Below are 17,114 nucleotides of genomic sequence, written 5' to 3'. Positions count from 1 at the left end.
TCAGCGGATGGGATGGTGGACGGTGACAAGCTTCGTGCCGTCGGGAAAGGTCGCCTCGACCTGCACGGAATGGATCATCTCGGGGATGCCTTCCATGCACTGGTCACGGGTGATGACATGTGCGCCCGCCTCCATCAGATCGGCGACGGAGCGGCCGTCGCGCGCGCCTTCCACGACGAAATCGGTGATGAGGGCGATGGCCTCGGGGTGGTTCAGCTTCACACCTCGCGCGAGGCGGCCGCGCGCCACCATGGCGGCAAGGCTGACCAGCAGCTTGTCCTTTTCGCGGGGGGTCAGGTTCATCCTGTCTTCTCCTGATATTGCCAGACGCGGGGCAGGACGGCGCCGCGCCGCAAGATGAATAGGGCACGCGCGATCTGGCGGCGCAGAGGCCAGCCATCCTGTGCCAGCGCCCGCAGCGTAAGCCGCCCGTCAAAGGCCGAGGCGGCGGCGCTGACCCCGGGTTCATCCAGCACCGGGCGCAGCGCGGGCAGCGCATCTTCCACACCCGGGGCCACCATCACGAGGCTGGCGAAGGCCCGTGCGCCCCCAAGAACGGCCACCCCGGCCGCCAGCGCGGCCGCGTCCAGATGCAGGGGTTCCACATGCAGCGGCCGGTCACCGCGCCAGATTTCCCGCCGGTCGCGAAAGCGCAGGCGCGTCACCGTCTCGCCCATCGCGGCCCGGCCCAGCACCACGGTTTCCAGCGCAAGGCAGCCCGCATCGGGGCCGAGGTCGATGCGCGTCGCGCGTTCAACGGCGGCGTCTTCGAACAGGATCGTCTCCTGCGGCAGCCAGTCGAGCCAGCCCCCTGCCCCCACCTGCAGCGCAACATCTACCCGCGCGATGCCGGCGCCGGCCCGATAGGCGCGTTCGGCGGTCTGGGTGGTGGCCGTGGCGCGCAGGCACGCATCGAGCGTGACCGCGTAGGACAGCCGATCCCCGCCCGTAAGCCCGCCCGAGGTGTTGAGAAAGACGATCTCGGGCAGCGCGCCGACGCGCGGCAGAATAGCCTTGGCCGATCCCGCCTGCCGCAGGTCAGCGAGCCTTGGCACCCCTGCGTCATTGCGCAGACGGACCGCGGCATCGCCGCGGCTGCGCTGGTGTCGTGGCAGGGGGGTCTGGTCTGTCATGCGCGCTCCTCGCGCCCATCCAAGGCGCGGGGGCGCGGTGGCGGCAATCGGGGCGCTGCAGCATGGCGACACGCCCGCCATGATCGCAGGATAATAGCCTAATTTTTAGGCAAATAGCCCAGAATACCATCACATCGCCAAGTCGCACCCCGTTGGGGTGCGCCCCTCAGCCCCGCAGGAAATCGGTCAGCACGGCCCGGGTGCCGCGCGCGCCCAGATCGTTAAGAAAGCCTGCGAAACAGGCGATAACCTGCGGATCGCGGCCCAAGGGGCCGTAGATATCGGCCATGCCCAGCCAGACCGCCGGATCGGCAGCGGCGGCGCGGGCCGTGGCCTGCAGCCTGTCCCAGTTCGGATCGTTTGGCGCGATCGTCACCCCGGCATCGGACACGCCCATGCAGTAGCGGCACCACAGCGCGCTCTCCAAGATCAGCCCGCGCGGCAGATGGCCCCGCGCCAGATTGTCGGCAATGGAGGGGATGATGAATTTCGGCTGCCGGTTGGAGCCGTCGAGGCAGAGGCGGCGTTCGGTATCGGCCACCTCTGGGTTGGCGAAACGGTCGCGGATCAGGTCGAAATAGGCGTGCAGATCGGTATCCGGCACGGGCGGGACGATGGGGATGATTTCTTCCCGTTCCACCTTGTCGAGGAAGCCCGCGATCAGCGGTTCTGCCATCGCCTCATGCACATATTCGATATCCATCAATCCGCCGGGATAGGCGATGATGGCATGGCCGCCGTTCAGGATGCGGATCTTCATCGCCTCAAAGGCGTGGACATGCGGGGTGAAGGTGACACCCACCTTTTCCAGCGGCGGGCGCCCTGCGGGGAAGTGATCCTCCAGCACCCATTGGCGGAAGGGTTCGCAGGTGACGGGGACCGGGTCATCAGCAAGGCCGAAACTGGCCGCGAGGCTGCGTTCGCGCGGGCCGGTGGCAGGGGTGATGCGGTCCACCATGCCGTTGGGGAAGGCGACGGTCGCCTCCACCCAGTCGGCCAGTGCAGGATCGGACAGGCGCGCAAGGCCCGCCACGGCGGCGCGGGTCACCGCGCCGTTGCCCGGCAGGTTGTCGCAGGACATGACGGTGAACGCAGGCAGACCGCCCGCACGACGGGCGCGCAGGGCCGCAAGGATCGCGCCGAAGGCCGTGGTCGGGTGATCGGGGCGGCGGGCATCTGCGACGATGTCGGGATGGGTCGGATCGAACTGCCCGGTGGCGGGATCGACGAAATATCCCCCTTCCGTCACGGTCAGCGACACGATACGGATCTCGGGCCGCGACATGGCCGCGATGAGGGGGGCGTTGTCGGGGGCGACGGGCAGGAAGTCGATCATAGCCCCGATCCGGCGCGCGCTCTTTCCGGCCGGATCCAGTTCGATCACGGTGGACAGGCAATCCTGCGCCAGAAGCGCATCGCGCATGGCCGCATCCTGTGGGCGCACGCCCGCGCCGATGATGGCCCAGTCCATGCCTTCGCCCCGCGCGAACAGATCGTCCAGATAGACGGCCATATGGGCGCGGTGGAAATTGCCAAGGCCGATATGCACGATGCCGGGGGTCAGGCGGCGGCGGTCATAGGCGGGTAGCGTGAAGGCGGTCATGCGGGGCCTCGGACAGTAAGGGCGAACCCGTGGGGCCAGGCTGCGGCCACAGGGTTAAGGCGTGTTTGATGCAGGGATCGCTCGGGCATGGTCAGGCCATCCAGTTGCCGCCATCGACGCCGAAGCACTGGGCGACGATGTAGCGGGCTTCAGGCGTGGCGAGGAAGATGGCCATCCCCGTCAGGTCGGCGGCGGTGCCCATGCGGCCAAAGGGGACGGCGGCGCCCACCTCGCGCTTCTTCTGGCCGGGGGCCTTGCCTTCGTATCTGGCGAAGAAGGCATCCACCCCGTCCCAATGTTCGCCATCCACCACGCCCGGCGCGATGGCGTTGATGTTGATGCCATGGGCGATGAGGTTCAGCCCCGCCGATTGCGTCAGGCTGATGACGGCGGCCTTGGTGGCGCAATAGACGGCCACGAGACCTTCGCCACGCCGCCCGGCCTGACTGGCCATGTTGATGATCGTGCCGCCCTGCCCCCGCGCGATCATGTGGCGCGCGGCGGCCTGCAGGCAGAACAGGGTGCCTGCGACATTCACCGCGAAAAGCCGGTCAAAATCGCTGCGCGCGATCTCGGCGATGGGGGCGGCGGAAAAGAGGGCGGCGTTGTTGATCAGGATGTCGATATGGCCAAGCTGCGTGATGGCCGCAGCAAAGCCGCTATCAATGCTATCCTGCTGCGTGACATCCATCTGCACCGCAACGGCCTGCGGGCCAAGGCTGGCTGCAGCCTGCGACACGGCGCTATCATTGATATCGGCCAGCGCGACGCGCGCGCCTTCGGCGATATAGGCGCGCGCAAACGCAAGCCCGATGCCGCGGGCGGCACCGGTGATGAGCGCGGTTTTTCCCTGCAATCTCATGCCATTGCCTTTCCGTCGGCGTCGAAGCGGTGGATCTTGCCCGCCTGCGGGGCAAGCGCGATGCGGTCGCCATGGCGCAGCGCCACCTCGCCGCCCGCGCGCACCGTCAGTGCCTCGCCACTGTCGAGCGTGACCTTGAGGAAGGTATCCGATCCCAGATGTTCGGTCAGCCCGACCACACCCCGCCATGGCCCGCTATCGGTGATATCAAGGTGTTCCGGCCGCACCCCGATCGTGGTGGCCCCCTGCGCCTGCGCCGCCGCGCCTGCGATCAGGTTCATCTTCGGGCTGCCGATGAAGCCTGCAACAAACAGGTTCGCGGGACGGTGGTAAAGCTCCAGCGGCGAGCCCACCTGTTCGATATTGCCCGCATTCAGCACGACGATCTTGTCGGCCATGGTCATGGCTTCGACCTGATCATGGGTTACATAGATCATCGTGGTCTTCAGCGACTGATGCAGTTCGGTGATTTCCTGCCGCATCGTCACGCGCAGCGCGGCGTCGAGGTTCGAGAGCGGTTCATCAAAGAGGAAGGCCGCCGGTTCGCGCACGATGGCCCGGCCGATCGCCACGCGCTGGCGCTGGCCGCCCGACAACTGACCCGGGCGACGGTCGAGGTAATTGGTCAGGTTCAGGATGCGTGCGGCGTTCTGGACCTTCTTCTCCTGCTCGTCCTCGGGCAGGCCCGCCATTTTCAGCGGGAAGGCGATGTTCTTGCGCACGGTCATATGGGGATAGAGCGCATAGCTTTGGAACACCATCGCCAGCCCGCGCTTGGCGGGCGGCAGATAGGTGGCATCTGTGCCGTCGATGTCGATCTGGCCCGAGGTCACATCCTCCAGCCCCGCGATCAGGCGCAGGAGCGTGGACTTGCCACAGCCCGAGGGGCCGACAAAGACCACGAATTCCCCGTCTTCGATGGACAGGTTGATATCGGGGATGACAGCGACATCGCCGAAGGATTTGTTGACGTGTTTCAGGGTTATCTTGCCCATGGGAACCTCACTTCACCGCGCCGAAGGTCAGGCCACGGACGAGTTGTTTCTGGCTGAACCAGCCAAGGATCAGGATCGGCGCGATGGCCAAGGTGCTGGCGGCGCTGAGTTTTGCGTAGAAAAGCCCTTGCGGGGCAGAAAAGCTTGCGATGAAGGCCGACAGGGGGGCGGCCTTGGTCGTGGTCAGGACGATGGTCCAGAACGCCTCGTTCCACGCCAGAATGACGTTCAGAAGCAGGGTCGAGGCGATGCCGGGCAGCGCGATGGGGGTGAGGACGTAAAGGATTTCCTTGGGCAGGCTGGCCCCGTCCATGCGCGCGGCCTCTAGGATCTCGCCGGGGATTTCCTTGAAATAGGTGTAAAGCATCCAGACGATGATCGGCAGGTTCATCAGCATCAGCGCCAGCACAAGGCCGATGCGCGTGTCGATCAGGCCAAGCCGCAGGAACAGAAGGTAAAGCGGGATCATCACCGCCACGGCGGGCATCATCTTGGTGGACAGCATCCACATGAGCAGGTCCTTGGTCCGCCTGCCGGGGACAAAGGCCATGGCCCAGGCGGCGGGGATCGCGATGGCAAGACCCAGAAGCGTGGAGCCGAGCGAGATCACGACCGAATTCCAGAAAAAGCGCGGGTAATCAGAGCGCGACCAGACCTCGACATAGTTCTCGACCGTCCAATCCGCGCTGAACAGTTCGGGCGGCGAGGCGACGGCAGAGGCTTCGGTCTTGAAGCTGGTCAGGATCATCCACAGGACCGGGAAGAAGATGATCAGCGCGACCGACCATGCGGCGATGGTGGTGAACATGCGGCGGCGGGGAGAGACGGCGCGGGCCATGGGGATACCTTATGCGTCGAGATGGCGGCCAATGCCGCGCATCAGGAAATAGGCCACGATATTGGCGAGGATGACGGCGATGATCCCCCCGGCAGCGGCGCGGCCGATATCCTTGGCGGCGATGGCCTGCTTGAAGATCATGTAGGGCAGCGTGGTGGAGGCCGATCCGGGGCCGCCTTGGGTGGTGGTGAAGATCTCGCCGAAGATGCCCAGGAGGAAGATGGTCTGGATCAGGATGACCACGGTGATGGCGCGGGTCATATGCGGCAGGATGATATGGCGCAGGCGGTTGAAGGCGGAGGCGCCGTCCATCTCGGCCGCCTCAAGCTGTTCTGAGGACAGCGATTGCAGCGAGGTGAGCAGGATCAGCGTGGCGAAGGGCAGCCATTCCCAGGACACGATGCCGATGACCGACAGCATGGGGTGATTTTCAAGGAAAAGAATGGGTTGCGCGCCGAAGCCGCGTGCCAGCGCCGCGAAAAGCCCGTTCTGGGGGTGCATGAACAGGTTTTCCCAGATCGAGGCGGCGACAGGCGGCATCACGAAAAAGGGCGCGATCACGAGGATGCGCAGCAGCCCCTGCCCTTTCACCGGCTGGTCGATCAGAAGCGCGATCAGGATGCCAAGGACGACCGTCACGACCAGCACGCCCCCGACGAGCGCCAGCGTGTTCCACAGTGCCAGCCAGAATTCGGGCGAGTTGAAGAACCACAGATAATTGTTGAACCCCACCCAGCCGGTCCGGTCCGGCGACAACAGGCGGTAGAGGCGGAAGGAGTAGTACAGCGTCATGGCCAGCGGCACGGCCATCCAGATGAACAGCAGGACGACCGAAGGGGCCACCATGATGCGCGCGGCGAGACGGCTGGAATGTGTGGACATGGAATGCGCCTTTGGGACTACGTCGCGAACAGGGCGCCTTGCGGGCGGCGCCGTCGGATCGGGGCCGTTCCGCGGCAAAGGGCGCGGGCGGGCAAGGCACTGCCCGCGCCCAAGCGGCGCAGGCAGGCCAGGTTTGCGGGGCCGGTGGGAGGCCGGCCCCGCCCGTGACGGTTACTGGATGTAGCCTGCGGCCTTCATCTCATCGGCCACGGCGGTCTGGGCCTCTGCCAGCGCCTCATCCGCGGTCTTCTGCCCGGCCAGCGCGGCCGAGAAGATCTCGCCCACAGTGGTGCCGAGCCCCTGGAATTCCGGGATCGCCACGAACTGCACGCCGACGTAAGGAACGGGCTTCACCGTCGGGTTGGTCGGATCGGCCGCGTTGATGCTGTCCAGCGTCATCTTGGCGAAGGGAACCTTCTGGTATTCCGGGTTTTCATAGAGCGAGGTGCGGGTGCCCGGGGGAACGTTGGCCCAGCCTTCCTTGGAGGCGACGAGTTCCAGATAGCCCTTGCTGGTCGCCCAGTTGATGAAGGTCTTGGCCGCATCCGGCGCATCGGACGAGGACGGGATCGCCAGCGACCACGCCCAGAGCCAGTTGCCCCGCTTGCCAAGGCCGTTATCGGGGGCGAGCGCGAAGCCCACCTTGTCGGCCACCGTGCTGTCCTTGCCGGTCACGAAGGACGCGGCCACCGTAGCGTCGATCCACATGCCGCATTTGCCCTGATTGAACAGGGTCAGGTTTTCGTTGAACCCGTTGTTCGACGCGCCCGGAGGACCGTAGTTGTTCATCAGGTTCAGATAGAAATCGAGCGTGGCCTTCCATTCTGGCTGGTCGAACTGGGGGTTCCAGTTCTCATCAAACCAGCGGGCGCCGAAGGAGTTGGACATTGCGGTCAGGAAGGCCATGTTTTCGCCCCAGCCGGCCTTGCCGCGCAGGCAGACGCCGTAGATGCCGGCATCCTTGTTCGTCATGGCGGCGGCGGCCTTTTCGATATCGGCCCAGGTCGGCGCCTCGGGCATGGTGAGGCCTGCGGCTTCCATCAGGTCGGTGCGGTACATGACCATGGAGGATTCGCCGTAAAACGGCGCGGCATAGAGGTTGCCATCCACCGTCAGGCCGCCCCGGATGGCGGGCAGCAGATCATCCACGTCGTATTCGGCGGGCAGGTCGTTCAGCGAGGTGAGCCAGCCCTGCTTGCCCCAGATCGGAACCTCATAGGTGCCGATGGTGAGCACGTCGTACTGCCCGCCGCCGGTGGCGATGTCGGTTGTAACATTCTGACGCAGAACGTTTTCTTCCAGTGTTACCCATTCAACGGTGATATCGGGATGCTTGGCGTTGAAGTCATCCATCAGGCCCTGCATGCGGATCATGTCGCCGTTGTTCACGGTGGCCACGGTGATGGTGGTTTCGGCCATCGCGGCACCCGCAAGAGTGAGCGAAACCGTCGCGCCCAAAAGCGCGCGATGCGAGATTTTCATTGGTATCCTCCCATAGAAGCGACTGAGCATTTAATCGCTTAATGAGCAATTACCCACATCACTGGCCGCGACGTCAAGTCTGATCTTGGCAAAACATGCGGCGCGGATGCGAAAATCGCGCCCGAAAAACGGGCGATATGGCAACTGTCAGCCTGACAGCGGCGGGTTGCGGTGGGGTTAACGGGGCGATCCCACGGGTGCTGCGGCGCGGCGTCAGCGCTGGGCGAGGATGGCGCGGGCGGTTGATTCGTCGGTCACGATGCCGTTCAGGATCCCCGCCCCCAGCGCGGCGCGGATGGCCGCCACCTTGGAAGGGCCGGCCGCCACGCCGATGGCGGGGCGGGCCATGCGCGGCAGGATCGGCACGCCGCCGTTGCGGGTGCTGCCGGGGGTTTCCAGATAGGCGCCGCTGGCATCATAGACCCAGCCCGCCACCTCGCCCACCGCGCCGCGGGCCTGCAGGGCCGACAATTCGGCCCGAGTGATGAAGCCATCGGCGAGAAGCGGCGCATCATCGCCCATCTGGCCCACGCCGACGAAGATCACATCGGCCCGGGCGGCAAGATCGCGGACACGGGCAATGGGGGCGAGCGCGGTGAAAGCGGCAAACTCTTCCAGCGTCGAGGAAATCACCGGCATGGGCATGGGATAGTGCGGGGCGCGGACCTTGTCGGCGATGCGCATGATGACATCGAAGAAAGAGGCCGAGCCGTCGGGGGCGATGTTGCCGATCATCGACACGAGGCTGTGCTGGGGCGCGTCCATCGTCGTCATCGCATCCACCATACCCCGCAAGGCCCGGCCCGTGCCGAGCGCGATCACCAGCGGATCGGGCATGGCGAGGAAGCGTTCCAGCTCTTGCGCGGCGGCGGGCGCGATGGCCCGGACGGCATCCGCGCCCGGCCCGAGGCCCGGCGAGACACGCGCGCGGATCAGACCGAAACGGTCGCTAAGGGCTTGTTCCAGTTCAAGACAGGCGGCGATCGGGTGTTCGATGCGGACATGGATCAACCCTTCGGCCATGGCCCGGCTGACGAGGCGTTGGGCGCGCTGGCGGCTGACGCCCAGTTCGCGGGCGATCTGGTCCTGCGTCAGGCCCGCGACGTAGTAAAGCCAGCCCGCGCGGGCGGCATCATCGGATTGGCTGGGCTCTGTGTCGTGCAGGGTCATGGTGTCACTTGTTCCTTGAACAGGCCCGGATGGGCGGCGCGCAAGGCGGGAAAGCTGTCGAAACTCGCCTCAGGAATGGCATCGTCAGGCGGGGTGAGGTCAAGCCCTTTCAGATGGCTGCCCCCGGTGAAGCGCCAGACGCGCATACCTGCGGCAAGGCCGGCGCGGATGCCATTCTGGCTGTCTTCCAGCACGATGCAGGCTTGCGGATCGGCCCCCATCCGCGCGGCGGCATGAAGGAAGAGATCTGGCGCGGGCTTGCCGCGCGCCACCTCGGACGCGGTGAAGGCGCGGCCGTCGAACAGGGCGGAAAGTCCCGTGATTTCAAGGGATTTTCGCATCCGCTCTGGGCTGGAGGAGGTGGCGAGGCAATAGGGGATGCGCAGGTCGCGGATGGTGTCGACCACGCCGGGCATGACCTTCAGGTCACGCTCGAAGGCGGCGAGGAGGCGGGCGCGATAATCGGCCTCGAACCGGTCGGGCAGCTGCACGCCCCAGCGTTCGCGCACCTCTTTCAGCACGACCGGGTAGGAGCGGCCCAGGAAATGGCGGCTGACAAAGGCCATGTCCATGTCCACCCCATATCCCCGCAGCTCGGCGATCAGTTGGCGGGCGGAGATGACTTCGCTGTCGATCAGGACGCCGTCACAATCGAAGATGAAGAGCGCAGGGGTCATGGCGGGCGGAGAGTGGGGCGCGGAGGGCGGGCTGTCAACCGGCGGATGGGGCGGCGGCAGGATGGCAGGATCGGGGCGCAAGGGATTGCGGGCGCAGGATTAATTCGGATCATTGTGCAACAGCGGGGAGGCAGGAAGGCATGCAGCGCGATATGCAGACGGGCGTGCATACGGGCGGTGGGGTCAGGGCGCGTTAACCATCGCGGCACGGCCTGAGTCGCGGGGGCGATAAGGCCAGCGCGACCGCGCCTTAAGTCCAGATGCGGGGGCGGAACTTGACGCAAGTTCCGGCGCGATTTCTGCGTCAGAAATCGCCTACCGGGCGGCGAGGAGCGCCTCGATCTCGGCCCGTGATGGCATCGCCGGGGCGGTGCCGGGGCGGGTGACGGAGATGCCGGCGGTGGCGCAGCCGAAGCGCACCGCATCCACCACGTCGCGCCCTTCGGTCAGCGCCACGGCAAAGCCGCCATTGAAGGCATCCCCTGCCCCGGTCGTATCCACCACCTTGCCCGCGCTGATGACCGGCACATGGACAGACCGCGTCCGATCGCGGTAGAGCGCGCCGCGTTCGCCCAGCGTGATCAGGCAGGCCCCCACCCCGCGGGCAAGGAGCGCATCCGCCGCCGCCTCGGCCTCGGGCAGGGTTGTGACGGGCAGGCCTGTCAGGCTTTCGGTTTCCGACTCGTTGGGGGTGATGAAATCGCACAGGGCGAGCAGGTCATCCTCCAGCGGCGCGGCGGGCGCGGGGTTCAGGATCGTGCGCACGCCCGCCGCGCGGGCGATTTCCAGCGCGCGGCGGGCGGCGGGGATCGGCTGTTCCAGCTGGGTGATAAACACCTTGGCGCCTTCGATCAGGGCGCGGTTCGCCTCGACATCGTCAACGGAGATGCACCCTGCGGCGCCGGCGGCCACGATGATCGCGTTGTTGCCGGTGGCGTTTTCCAGAAAGATATAGGCCGCACCCGTGTAGCTTTCGGGGTCTTCGGTGATGGCGGACTTCACGCCCGCCTTGGCCCATGTGCTGCGCGCGATGTCGGCAAAGGCATCCTTGCCCAGACGGCTGATGATCGTCACATCCCCCCCGGCCATGGCGGCCGCGACGGATTGGTTCGATCCCTTCCCCCCCGGCCCCAGCGCGAAGGAGGTGCCCAGGATGGTTTCCCCCATCTTCGGCTGCCGGTCGGCGCGATAGGCGGTGTCGGCCACGAAGATGCCGAGGATGACGATGTCGGACATGGGAAGAACCTATCGGATCAGGTGGGGGGATCAGGCTTCGGGCGGGATCACGCCCTTGCGGAACATGAAGCAGCCGTAGAAGCGGCGTTCGCCCGTCTGGATCACGGCATAGGACTGGCGCGCCATGTCGTAGAAGGCGAAGCGTTCGATGCCGATCATCGGGCGGGGGCGACCCTCGGCCCGGTCGATTTCGGCCTGCACCTCGGCCTGCACGGGCGGGATTTCGGCGGGGTTGCCCACCACCTCCATCCGGCCTGCGAAATCATCGACGAAGGTGTCGAGCGGCAGGACGGAGAGGATGGCCTGCACGGCCTGCGCCGCGGTGAGGTTTTCCATCCGCAAAAGCTCGCCCGTGACCGTGGCGCGGGCGACGGAATCGGAGGGGAAGTTGGTGTCGGCGACGATCAGCACGTCACCATGCCCCATCGCGCGCAAGACGCGCAGCACATCGGCGTTGAGCCGGTTGTCTATTCCCTTGAGCATGCGATCCTCCCTCGGCGGTGTGGCGCCGGATGTTGCGAAAGCTGCCGCGCCCGGGCGGCAGGGTCAAGCGGCCCCGCGCGGCAAGACAGGACAGGCGGGGTCAGAAGCGGGTGCCGGTCGCCTTGTCGAAGATATGGACCTGCGCGGGATCGGTGGGGGCCAGCGTGATGGCATCGCCCGGGCGGTGGGCGACGCGGTCACGGAAGACGGCGACGAGTTCGCGCCCTTCGATCCGCACGACGACATGGGTTTCCGAACCGGTGGGTTCCACCACGGCGACCGTGCCCCTGATGCCCGCCGCCGTTGCCCCAAGGTTTTCGGGGCGGATGCCATAGATCACCTCGCGCCCGTCCGCGACCTTGAGGCCGGGGGGCAACGGCAGCGTCGCGCCGCCCGCCTGCACCGCGCCGCCCTGCACCACGCCTGCGATCATGTTCATCGACGGCGAGCCGATGAAGGAGGCCACAAACGTGTTGGCGGGGCGGTCATAGAGTTCCAGCGGCGCGCCGATCTGTTCGATGCGCCCGCCCTGCATCACGACGATCTTGTCGGCCATGGTCATGGCTTCGATCTGGTCATGGGTCACATAGACGGTGGTGGTCTTCAGGCGCTGGTGAAGCTCGCGGATTTCGGTCCGCATCTGGACGCGCAGTTTCGCATCGAGGTTCGACAGCGGTTCGTCGAAGAGAAAGACCTGCGGGTCACGCACGATGGCCCGACCCATGGCCACGCGCTGGCGCTGGCCGCCCGACAGCGCGCGGGGATAGCGGTCGAGATAGGGGGTGAGACCCAGCACCTCGGCAGCGCGCTTCACGCGGGTGTCGATTTCGGCCTTGTCCATCCCGCGCATCTTGAGCGCAAAGCCCATATTGGCGGCCACCGTCTTGTGCGGGTAGAGCGCGTAGTTCTGGAACACCATCGCGATGTCGCGTTCGGACGGGGGCAGGTTGTTCACCCGACGCTCGCCGATGCGGATATCGCCGGATGTCACCTCTTCCAGCCCCGCGATCATGCGCAGGAGCGTGGACTTGCCGCAGCCCGAGGGGCCGACGAGCACGACGAATTCGCCATCCGCGATGTCGATGTCCAGGCCGTGGACAACCTGCAGGGCACCGTAATTCTTTTTCAGAGCGCGGATCGTGACTTCGGCCATGCACCCCTCCCCGGGCATTTCCCCTGTGGTAGCGGGTGCGGCGGGGCCTGTCCACGCACTAATCATACTAACATGTTAGAATCTTGACAGGGGGCCTGCCCCGCGCCAAGGTTCGGCGCAGGGAATGCTGCCGCACGGGGTTGGGAGGCCCCGCTTCCACAAGATCAAAGGCTGCGACGGGCGGCCGCTGTGGTGTTCCGGACGTCAATGAAAGCACAAGGGTCGGGGCCGGATGGCCACCGGCCCATTCTCAGGGAGGAGAAAGACGTGAAAGTTGGAGCCTATGAGATCATTCAGGCGCGGATGAGCCGCCGCCGCCTGTTGCAGGGGGCGACGGCGCTGACGGCCGTGGCGGCGATGGGGCCGCTGGGCGGGGTGCGCGCGGCCTCGGCGCAGGAAAACCTGCGGGCCGAGATCCTGAAGATCCCCGGCGTGGGGATGGGGTCCCCGACCGATGCCGATTGGCAGAAGGTGGGTGAGTTGTGCCTTGGCGCGACCAAGGCCAACGTGGCCGAGGGCGAGTTCGCGGGCGTGGAGCTGACCTTCCTTGGCCTGAACAACCAGAACCTGCACAACTTCCTCTTCCGTGGCTTCCTCAAGCCGTGGGAGGCCTACACGGGGGCCAAGATCAACTGGATCGACCTGGCGCAGGCCGATTACAACGCGCGTCTGCAGCAGTCGATCGCGACCGGGACGGTGGATTTCGACATCATCGAGATGGGCGCCCCGTTTGAAGGCGATACGGCGGGCCGGGGCCTTCTGGACGAGATGCCCGACTGGGTGAAGACGCAGATCGAGGCGGATGATCTGGTGGGCTATCTGCAACCGCCGGTGGGGACGTGGGATGGCAAGTCCTACCGCATCACCATCGACGGCGACTGCCACACCTTCGCCTATCGCACCGATTACTTCGGCGAGGGCGCGATCGGCGGGGCTGCGGTGCCCACCACATGGCAGGATGTGAACGCGGCCACCAAGGCCGTGATCGGGCAGACCGACCCGCTAACCGGGCAGCCCGCGCATGGCTATCTGGACCCGCTGAAGGGCTGGGGCGGCTTTGGCTTCTACTTCATCGCCAACCGGGCCGCGGCCTATGTGAAGCATCCCGATGACCGGGCCTGGCTGTTTGACGCCGATACGATGAAGCCGCGCGTGAACAACCCGGGCTGGGTGCAGGCCATCCAGGATGTGATGGACCTGATCGCCACGGAAGGCGCCTATCCGGCCGACCAGATCAACGCCGATCCCGGCACCACCGGGTTCTCGCAGTTCCTTGCCGGGACGGGTTCGATGCTGATGTGGTGGGGCGATATCGGATCGTCGGCGCGCACCTCGGACACCTCGGTTGTGGGCGATGTGGTGGGCTTTGGCATCAACCCCGGATCGACGCGGCGTTACAACGCGGCGGCGGGCGCATGGGAAGAGACCGCGAACGAAGCGCCCGTGATGGCCTATATCGGCTGGGGCATCTATGTCACCAGCCGCGTGTCGGGCGACGAGAAGAAGCGCAAGGCGGCCTGGTCGGCGGCGGCCCATCTGGGCGGCAAGGACCTGTCGCTGTGGACGGCGGCCTATCCGTCGGGCTTCCAGCCCTATCGCAACTCGCACTTCCAGTATGAGGAGTGGGAAGCGGCGGGCTATGACCGGGCCTATATCGAGGATTATCTGGGATCGAACCTCGACAGCTACAACCACCCCAACGCCGCCATCGAACCGCGGATCCCCGGCATCTTCCAGTATTACTCGGTGGCCGAGGACGAGTTGGCCAAGGGCTTTGCCGGGCAATACGCATCGGCGCAGGAGACGGCGGATGCGATTGCGGCGGCCTGGGAGAAGATCACCGACCAGATCGGCCGCGACAGCCAGATCGCGCTGTACAAGGCGAGCTTGGGGATGTGATCCATCGGGGCGCGGTTCGCCGCGCCCCGCTCTTTTGCACAGGGTGTGCGGTCCCCGCGCACCCTTATTTTGCCAAGGACCGGGCCAAGGTGAGCAGCGAAGGCGATCTTCTTCATGTCGTGACGAACGACAACATCTCGGACGGGCGCAAGCGGTTCGGCCGGGCGATCATCTGGGGGACGGCCGCGCTGACGGCCCTGGTGGGCGGGTTGCAGTTCCTGCAGGCCACCGGGCAGGCGGAGTTCGGCTTCACCAATTGGCGGCCCACGCTTTACGCCTTTTGCACCTGGGCGGTGGCCCTGTGCTGGGGGCAGGTGCTGATCAATGGCGAGCATGGCAAGCGCACGCTGTTCGTGCTGCCGGCGGCCATTTTCGTGGCGGCGCTGACGATCTTTCCGCTGCTCTTCGGCCTGATCATCGCCTTCAGCGACTGGAACCTTTCCTCGCCCACGGGGCGGCAGTTCAACGGGTTGGACAATATCCGCCAGATGTGGACCGATCCGTTCTTCTGGAACGCGTTGTGGAACATGGTCCTCTATTCGCTGGCGATCCTTGTGGAATATGCCATCGCCTTCGGCCTTGCGCTGCTTTTGAACGCACAGATCCGGGCGCGGAAGTTCTTTCGCGTGGCCTTCCTTCTGCCGCTGATGCTGTCGCCGGTCGCGGTGTCGTGGATGATCGGCAAGTCGATGCTGGAGGCGCGATATGGCCCGCTGGCGCGGCTGGCACGGTTCTTCGGGGTGGAGAACCCGTCCTTCTTCGGCAGCCCCGAGATCGCGCGGGCCACGATCATGATCATGGATGCCTGGACCTATATCCCCTTCATGATGATCATGATCCTTGCAGGCCTGCAGGCCATCCCCAAGGAGCTGAACGAGGCCGCGAAGGTGGATGGCGCGAATGGCTGGCGGAACTTCTGGGAGGTGACCTTCCCGCTGATGCTGCCCGTGTCGATCACGGCGATCCTCATTCGCATCATCTTCAAGCTGAAGCTGGCCGACATCGTGATCAACGTCACCTCGGGCGGGCCGGGGGGCGCGACGGATACGGTGACAAGCTTCATCTTCCGCGAGTATCGTGAGCGGTCGAATGTGGGCTATGGCACGCTTCTGGCCTTTGTCTACCTCGTCATCATCGTGATCGCGATGACCTTCCTGATGAAACTTGCCGACCGCTGGATGAGGCCCCGGACATGACCGCCAATCCGCAGATTTTCCGGGATTCCGAAGCCGATCGGGGCCACCGCGCCAAATGGTGGACAAGCCGGATCGCGATTTATGGCGTGTTGATCCTGTGGACGGTGATCTGCCTGTTCCCGATCTATTGGACGATCACCACCAGCTTCAAGATGGCGCCCAACGTGATGAAGGGGAACATGATCCCTTGGGTGGATTATCAGCCCGCATGGCTGGGCTGGCGGTCGCTGGGCCTGTCACCCGACACGATCGGGGCTGAAAGCACGGTGCGGGCCGAATTCATGAAGCGCTTCATGAATTCGGCGGTGATCTCGGTCACCTCATCCGCGCTGGCGGTGGCCTTGGGCAGTCTTGCGGCCTATGGCCTGTCGCGGTTCAACTATCGCTTCGGCTATATGCGGAATTCCGACATCAGCTTCTTTTTCCTGAGCCAGCTGATCCTGCCGCCGGTGGTGCTGGCCCTGCCCTTCCTGGTGCTCTACCGGGAACTGGCGCTTCTGGACACGCGGGTGGGTCTGATCCTGCTCTATACCCTGTCGGTGCTGCCGATCGTGATCTGGATCATGCGCGACCAGTTCGGAAGCATCCCCACGGAACTGGAGGAGGCAGCGCTGGTGGACGGGCTGTCGATCTGGGGGGCGTTCGCGACGATCATCCTGCCCATCGCCCTGCCGGGGATGGTGGCGGCCTTCATCCTGTCGCTGGTCCTGACCTGGAACGAGTATTTCTTCGCGGCGCTGCTCACCTCCACCTATGCCAATACCTTGCCCGTGATGGTGGCAAGCCAGACAGGAAGCCAGGGGATTTCATGGTGGTCGATGGCGGCCCTGTCCTTTGCGGCGATCCTGCCCCTGATCGTGATCGGGGTGGTGCTAGAGCGCTATATCATCAAGGGCATGGCAGCCGGGGCGGTGAAGTGACCCGGGACGGGGCTACGATTTTCCTGCGAAGAATCCGCCCCGCGCGGCCTGATTTTTCGCAGGAAAATCGTGGGCCGCGGGGGGTGCGTCGATGCTGAAGGGGATCGACCAGCGGCTTTCGGCCGAGATCGTGCATGTGCTGATGCTCATGGGGCATGGCGACGATCTGGTGATCTGCGATGTGAACCACCCGGCCGCGGCCATTGCGGCCGAGACGACGCATGGGCGGCTCGTGGACATGGCCGGGTGCGATCTCCCCACGGCGGCGCGGGCGATCCTGACGCTGATGCCGCTTGACACCTTCGTGCCGGCGCCCGTGACCCGGATGCAGGTGGTGGGAGACCCCGCTGCAACGATGCCGGTCTTTGCGCGGATGCAGGCGGTGATTGATGCAGCCGAAGGGCGGCGCGTGGAGATGCAGGCGCTGGAGCGGTTCGCCTTCTACGCGGCGGCGAAGCAGGCCTTTGCCATCATCCGCACAGCCGATAGCGGGCCTTATGGCTGTTTCATCCTGAAGAAGGGCGTGGTGAACCTGCCGGAACTGTAGGATGGGCAGGTCTGCCCATCCTACGCGGGCGGCTCCTG

The 17,114-nt window shown here is 65.5% G+C and carries 17 protein-coding genes; 4 read left to right on the top strand and 13 right to left on the bottom strand.

Annotation, left to right across the window (positions count from 1 at the left end; genetic code table 11):
- The 13 genes from GU920_RS11880 to GU920_RS11820 form a co-directional block, all read right to left on the bottom strand.
- Window positions 1-303, bottom strand: coding sequence for an urease subunit gamma (locus GU920_RS11880; RefSeq protein ID WP_161767216.1), 303 nt, complete (start codon window positions 301-303; stop codon window positions 1-3).
- A complete protein-coding gene (locus tag GU920_RS11875; protein ID WP_161767215.1) occupies window positions 300-1,133 on the bottom strand; it encodes an urease accessory protein UreD in 834 nt (277 codons plus the stop codon). Before GU920_RS11875 ends, GU920_RS11880 begins: the two co-directional genes overlap by 4 nt.
- Before the next feature lie 166 nt (window positions 1,134-1,299).
- The gene (locus GU920_RS11870; protein ID WP_161767214.1) at window positions 1,300-2,736 is read right to left on the bottom strand and encodes a mannitol dehydrogenase family protein; all 1,437 of its coding nucleotides are present in this window, start codon (window positions 2,734-2,736) and stop codon (window positions 1,300-1,302) included.
- 91 nt (window positions 2,737-2,827) lie between these two features.
- Window positions 2,828-3,598 (bottom strand): L-iditol 2-dehydrogenase, encoded by a 771-nt coding sequence (locus GU920_RS11865; RefSeq protein ID WP_161767213.1) that lies wholly within the window; start codon window positions 3,596-3,598, stop codon window positions 2,828-2,830.
- Window positions 3,595-4,593: an ABC transporter ATP-binding protein gene (locus tag GU920_RS11860; protein WP_161767212.1), complete on the bottom strand. Its 999-nt coding sequence runs from the start codon at window positions 4,591-4,593 to the stop codon at window positions 3,595-3,597. Before GU920_RS11860 ends, GU920_RS11865 begins: the two co-directional genes overlap by 4 nt.
- 7 nt (window positions 4,594-4,600) lie before the next feature.
- Complete coding sequence (locus GU920_RS11855; protein WP_161767211.1) at window positions 4,601-5,431, bottom strand: carbohydrate ABC transporter permease; 831 nt, start codon at window positions 5,429-5,431, stop codon at window positions 4,601-4,603.
- A 9-nt stretch (window positions 5,432-5,440) separates the two neighbouring features.
- Window positions 5,441-6,313, bottom strand: a complete 873-nt coding sequence (locus GU920_RS11850) for a carbohydrate ABC transporter permease (protein ID WP_161767210.1) — start codon at window positions 6,311-6,313, stop codon at window positions 5,441-5,443.
- Between the two features lie 171 nt (window positions 6,314-6,484).
- A complete protein-coding gene (locus tag GU920_RS11845; protein ID WP_161767209.1) occupies window positions 6,485-7,795 on the bottom strand; it encodes an ABC transporter substrate-binding protein in 1,311 nt (436 codons plus the stop codon).
- 213 nt (window positions 7,796-8,008) lie between these two features.
- Window positions 8,009-8,965, bottom strand: a complete 957-nt coding sequence (locus GU920_RS11840) for a sugar-binding transcriptional regulator (protein WP_161767208.1) — start codon at window positions 8,963-8,965, stop codon at window positions 8,009-8,011.
- Window positions 8,962-9,642, bottom strand: coding sequence for an HAD family hydrolase (locus GU920_RS11835; RefSeq protein WP_161767207.1), 681 nt, complete (start codon window positions 9,640-9,642; stop codon window positions 8,962-8,964). The genes GU920_RS11840 and GU920_RS11835 overlap by 4 nt, the downstream gene beginning before the upstream one ends.
- 315 nt (window positions 9,643-9,957) lie before the next feature.
- Entirely contained in the window at window positions 9,958-10,878 is a 921-nt protein-coding gene (gene rbsK / locus GU920_RS11830; protein WP_161767206.1) for a ribokinase, read from the bottom strand.
- A gap of 30 nt (window positions 10,879-10,908) precedes the next feature.
- Window positions 10,909-11,361: an RbsD/FucU family protein gene (locus GU920_RS11825; protein WP_161767205.1), complete on the bottom strand. Its 453-nt coding sequence runs from the start codon at window positions 11,359-11,361 to the stop codon at window positions 10,909-10,911.
- Between the two features lie 100 nt (window positions 11,362-11,461).
- On the bottom strand, window positions 11,462-12,514 hold the full coding sequence (locus tag GU920_RS11820; protein ID WP_161767204.1) for an ABC transporter ATP-binding protein: 1,053 nt from the start codon (window positions 12,512-12,514) through the stop codon (window positions 11,462-11,464).
- 267 nt (window positions 12,515-12,781) lie between these two features.
- Here GU920_RS11820 and GU920_RS11815 point away from each other — a divergent pair, with 267 nt between their 5' ends.
- From GU920_RS11815 to GU920_RS11800, 4 genes are all read left to right on the top strand, one after another.
- Window positions 12,782-14,413 carry an extracellular solute-binding protein gene (locus tag GU920_RS11815; RefSeq protein ID WP_161767203.1) on the top strand — a complete coding sequence of 544 codons (1,632 nt, stop codon included), beginning with the start codon at window positions 12,782-12,784 and terminating at the stop codon, window positions 14,411-14,413.
- An 89-nt stretch (window positions 14,414-14,502) separates the two neighbouring features.
- Window positions 14,503-15,609, top strand: a complete 1,107-nt coding sequence (locus tag GU920_RS11810; RefSeq protein WP_161767202.1) for a carbohydrate ABC transporter permease — start codon at window positions 14,503-14,505, stop codon at window positions 15,607-15,609.
- Window positions 15,606-16,529 (top strand): carbohydrate ABC transporter permease, encoded by a 924-nt coding sequence (locus tag GU920_RS11805; protein ID WP_161767201.1) that lies wholly within the window; start codon window positions 15,606-15,608, stop codon window positions 16,527-16,529. Before GU920_RS11810 ends, GU920_RS11805 begins: the two co-directional genes overlap by 4 nt.
- A gap of 91 nt (window positions 16,530-16,620) precedes the next feature.
- The gene (locus GU920_RS11800; protein ID WP_161767200.1) at window positions 16,621-17,076 is read left to right on the top strand and encodes an RbsD/FucU family protein; all 456 of its coding nucleotides are present in this window, start codon (window positions 16,621-16,623) and stop codon (window positions 17,074-17,076) included.
- Window positions 17,077-17,114: the final 38 nt, after the last annotated feature.

This window comes from Paragemmobacter ruber (assembly GCF_009908315.1).
GTDB classification, from domain to species: Bacteria; Pseudomonadota; Alphaproteobacteria; order Rhodobacterales; family Rhodobacteraceae; genus Paragemmobacter; species Paragemmobacter ruber.
This window is presented reverse-complemented; position numbering and strand designations above follow the sequence as displayed.

What these genes read in the sequence shown, in the direction of transcription:
- GU920_RS11880 (WP_161767216.1), bottom strand. Translation starts at nt 303, where the DNA reads ATGAACCTGACCCCCCGCGAAAAGGACAAGCTGCTGGTCAGCCTTGCC.
- GU920_RS11875 (WP_161767215.1), bottom strand. Translation starts at nt 1,133, where the DNA reads ATGACAGACCAGACCCCCCTGCCACGACACCAGCGCAGCCGCGGCGAT.
- GU920_RS11870 (WP_161767214.1), bottom strand. Translation starts at nt 2,736, where the DNA reads ATGACCGCCTTCACGCTACCCGCCTATGACCGCCGCCGCCTGACCCCC.
- GU920_RS11865 (WP_161767213.1), bottom strand. Translation starts at nt 3,598, where the DNA reads ATGAGATTGCAGGGAAAAACCGCGCTCATCACCGGTGCCGCCCGCGGC.
- GU920_RS11860 (WP_161767212.1), bottom strand. Translation starts at nt 4,593, where the DNA reads ATGGGCAAGATAACCCTGAAACACGTCAACAAATCCTTCGGCGATGTC.
- GU920_RS11855 (WP_161767211.1), bottom strand. Translation starts at nt 5,431, where the DNA reads ATGGCCCGCGCCGTCTCTCCCCGCCGCCGCATGTTCACCACCATCGCC.
- GU920_RS11850 (WP_161767210.1), bottom strand. Translation starts at nt 6,313, where the DNA reads ATGTCCACACATTCCAGCCGTCTCGCCGCGCGCATCATGGTGGCCCCT.
- GU920_RS11845 (WP_161767209.1), bottom strand. Translation starts at nt 7,795, where the DNA reads ATGAAAATCTCGCATCGCGCGCTTTTGGGCGCGACGGTTTCGCTCACT.
- GU920_RS11840 (WP_161767208.1), bottom strand. Translation starts at nt 8,965, where the DNA reads ATGACCCTGCACGACACAGAGCCCAGCCAATCCGATGATGCCGCCCGC.
- GU920_RS11835 (WP_161767207.1), bottom strand. Translation starts at nt 9,642, where the DNA reads ATGACCCCTGCGCTCTTCATCTTCGATTGTGACGGCGTCCTGATCGAC.
- rbsK (WP_161767206.1), bottom strand. Translation starts at nt 10,878, where the DNA reads ATGTCCGACATCGTCATCCTCGGCATCTTCGTGGCCGACACCGCCTAT.
- GU920_RS11825 (WP_161767205.1), bottom strand. Translation starts at nt 11,361, where the DNA reads ATGCTCAAGGGAATAGACAACCGGCTCAACGCCGATGTGCTGCGCGTC.
- GU920_RS11820 (WP_161767204.1), bottom strand. Translation starts at nt 12,514, where the DNA reads ATGGCCGAAGTCACGATCCGCGCTCTGAAAAAGAATTACGGTGCCCTG.
- GU920_RS11805 (WP_161767201.1), top strand. Translation starts at nt 15,606, where the DNA reads ATGACCGCCAATCCGCAGATTTTCCGGGATTCCGAAGCCGATCGGGGC.
- GU920_RS11800 (WP_161767200.1), top strand. Translation starts at nt 16,621, where the DNA reads ATGCTGAAGGGGATCGACCAGCGGCTTTCGGCCGAGATCGTGCATGTG.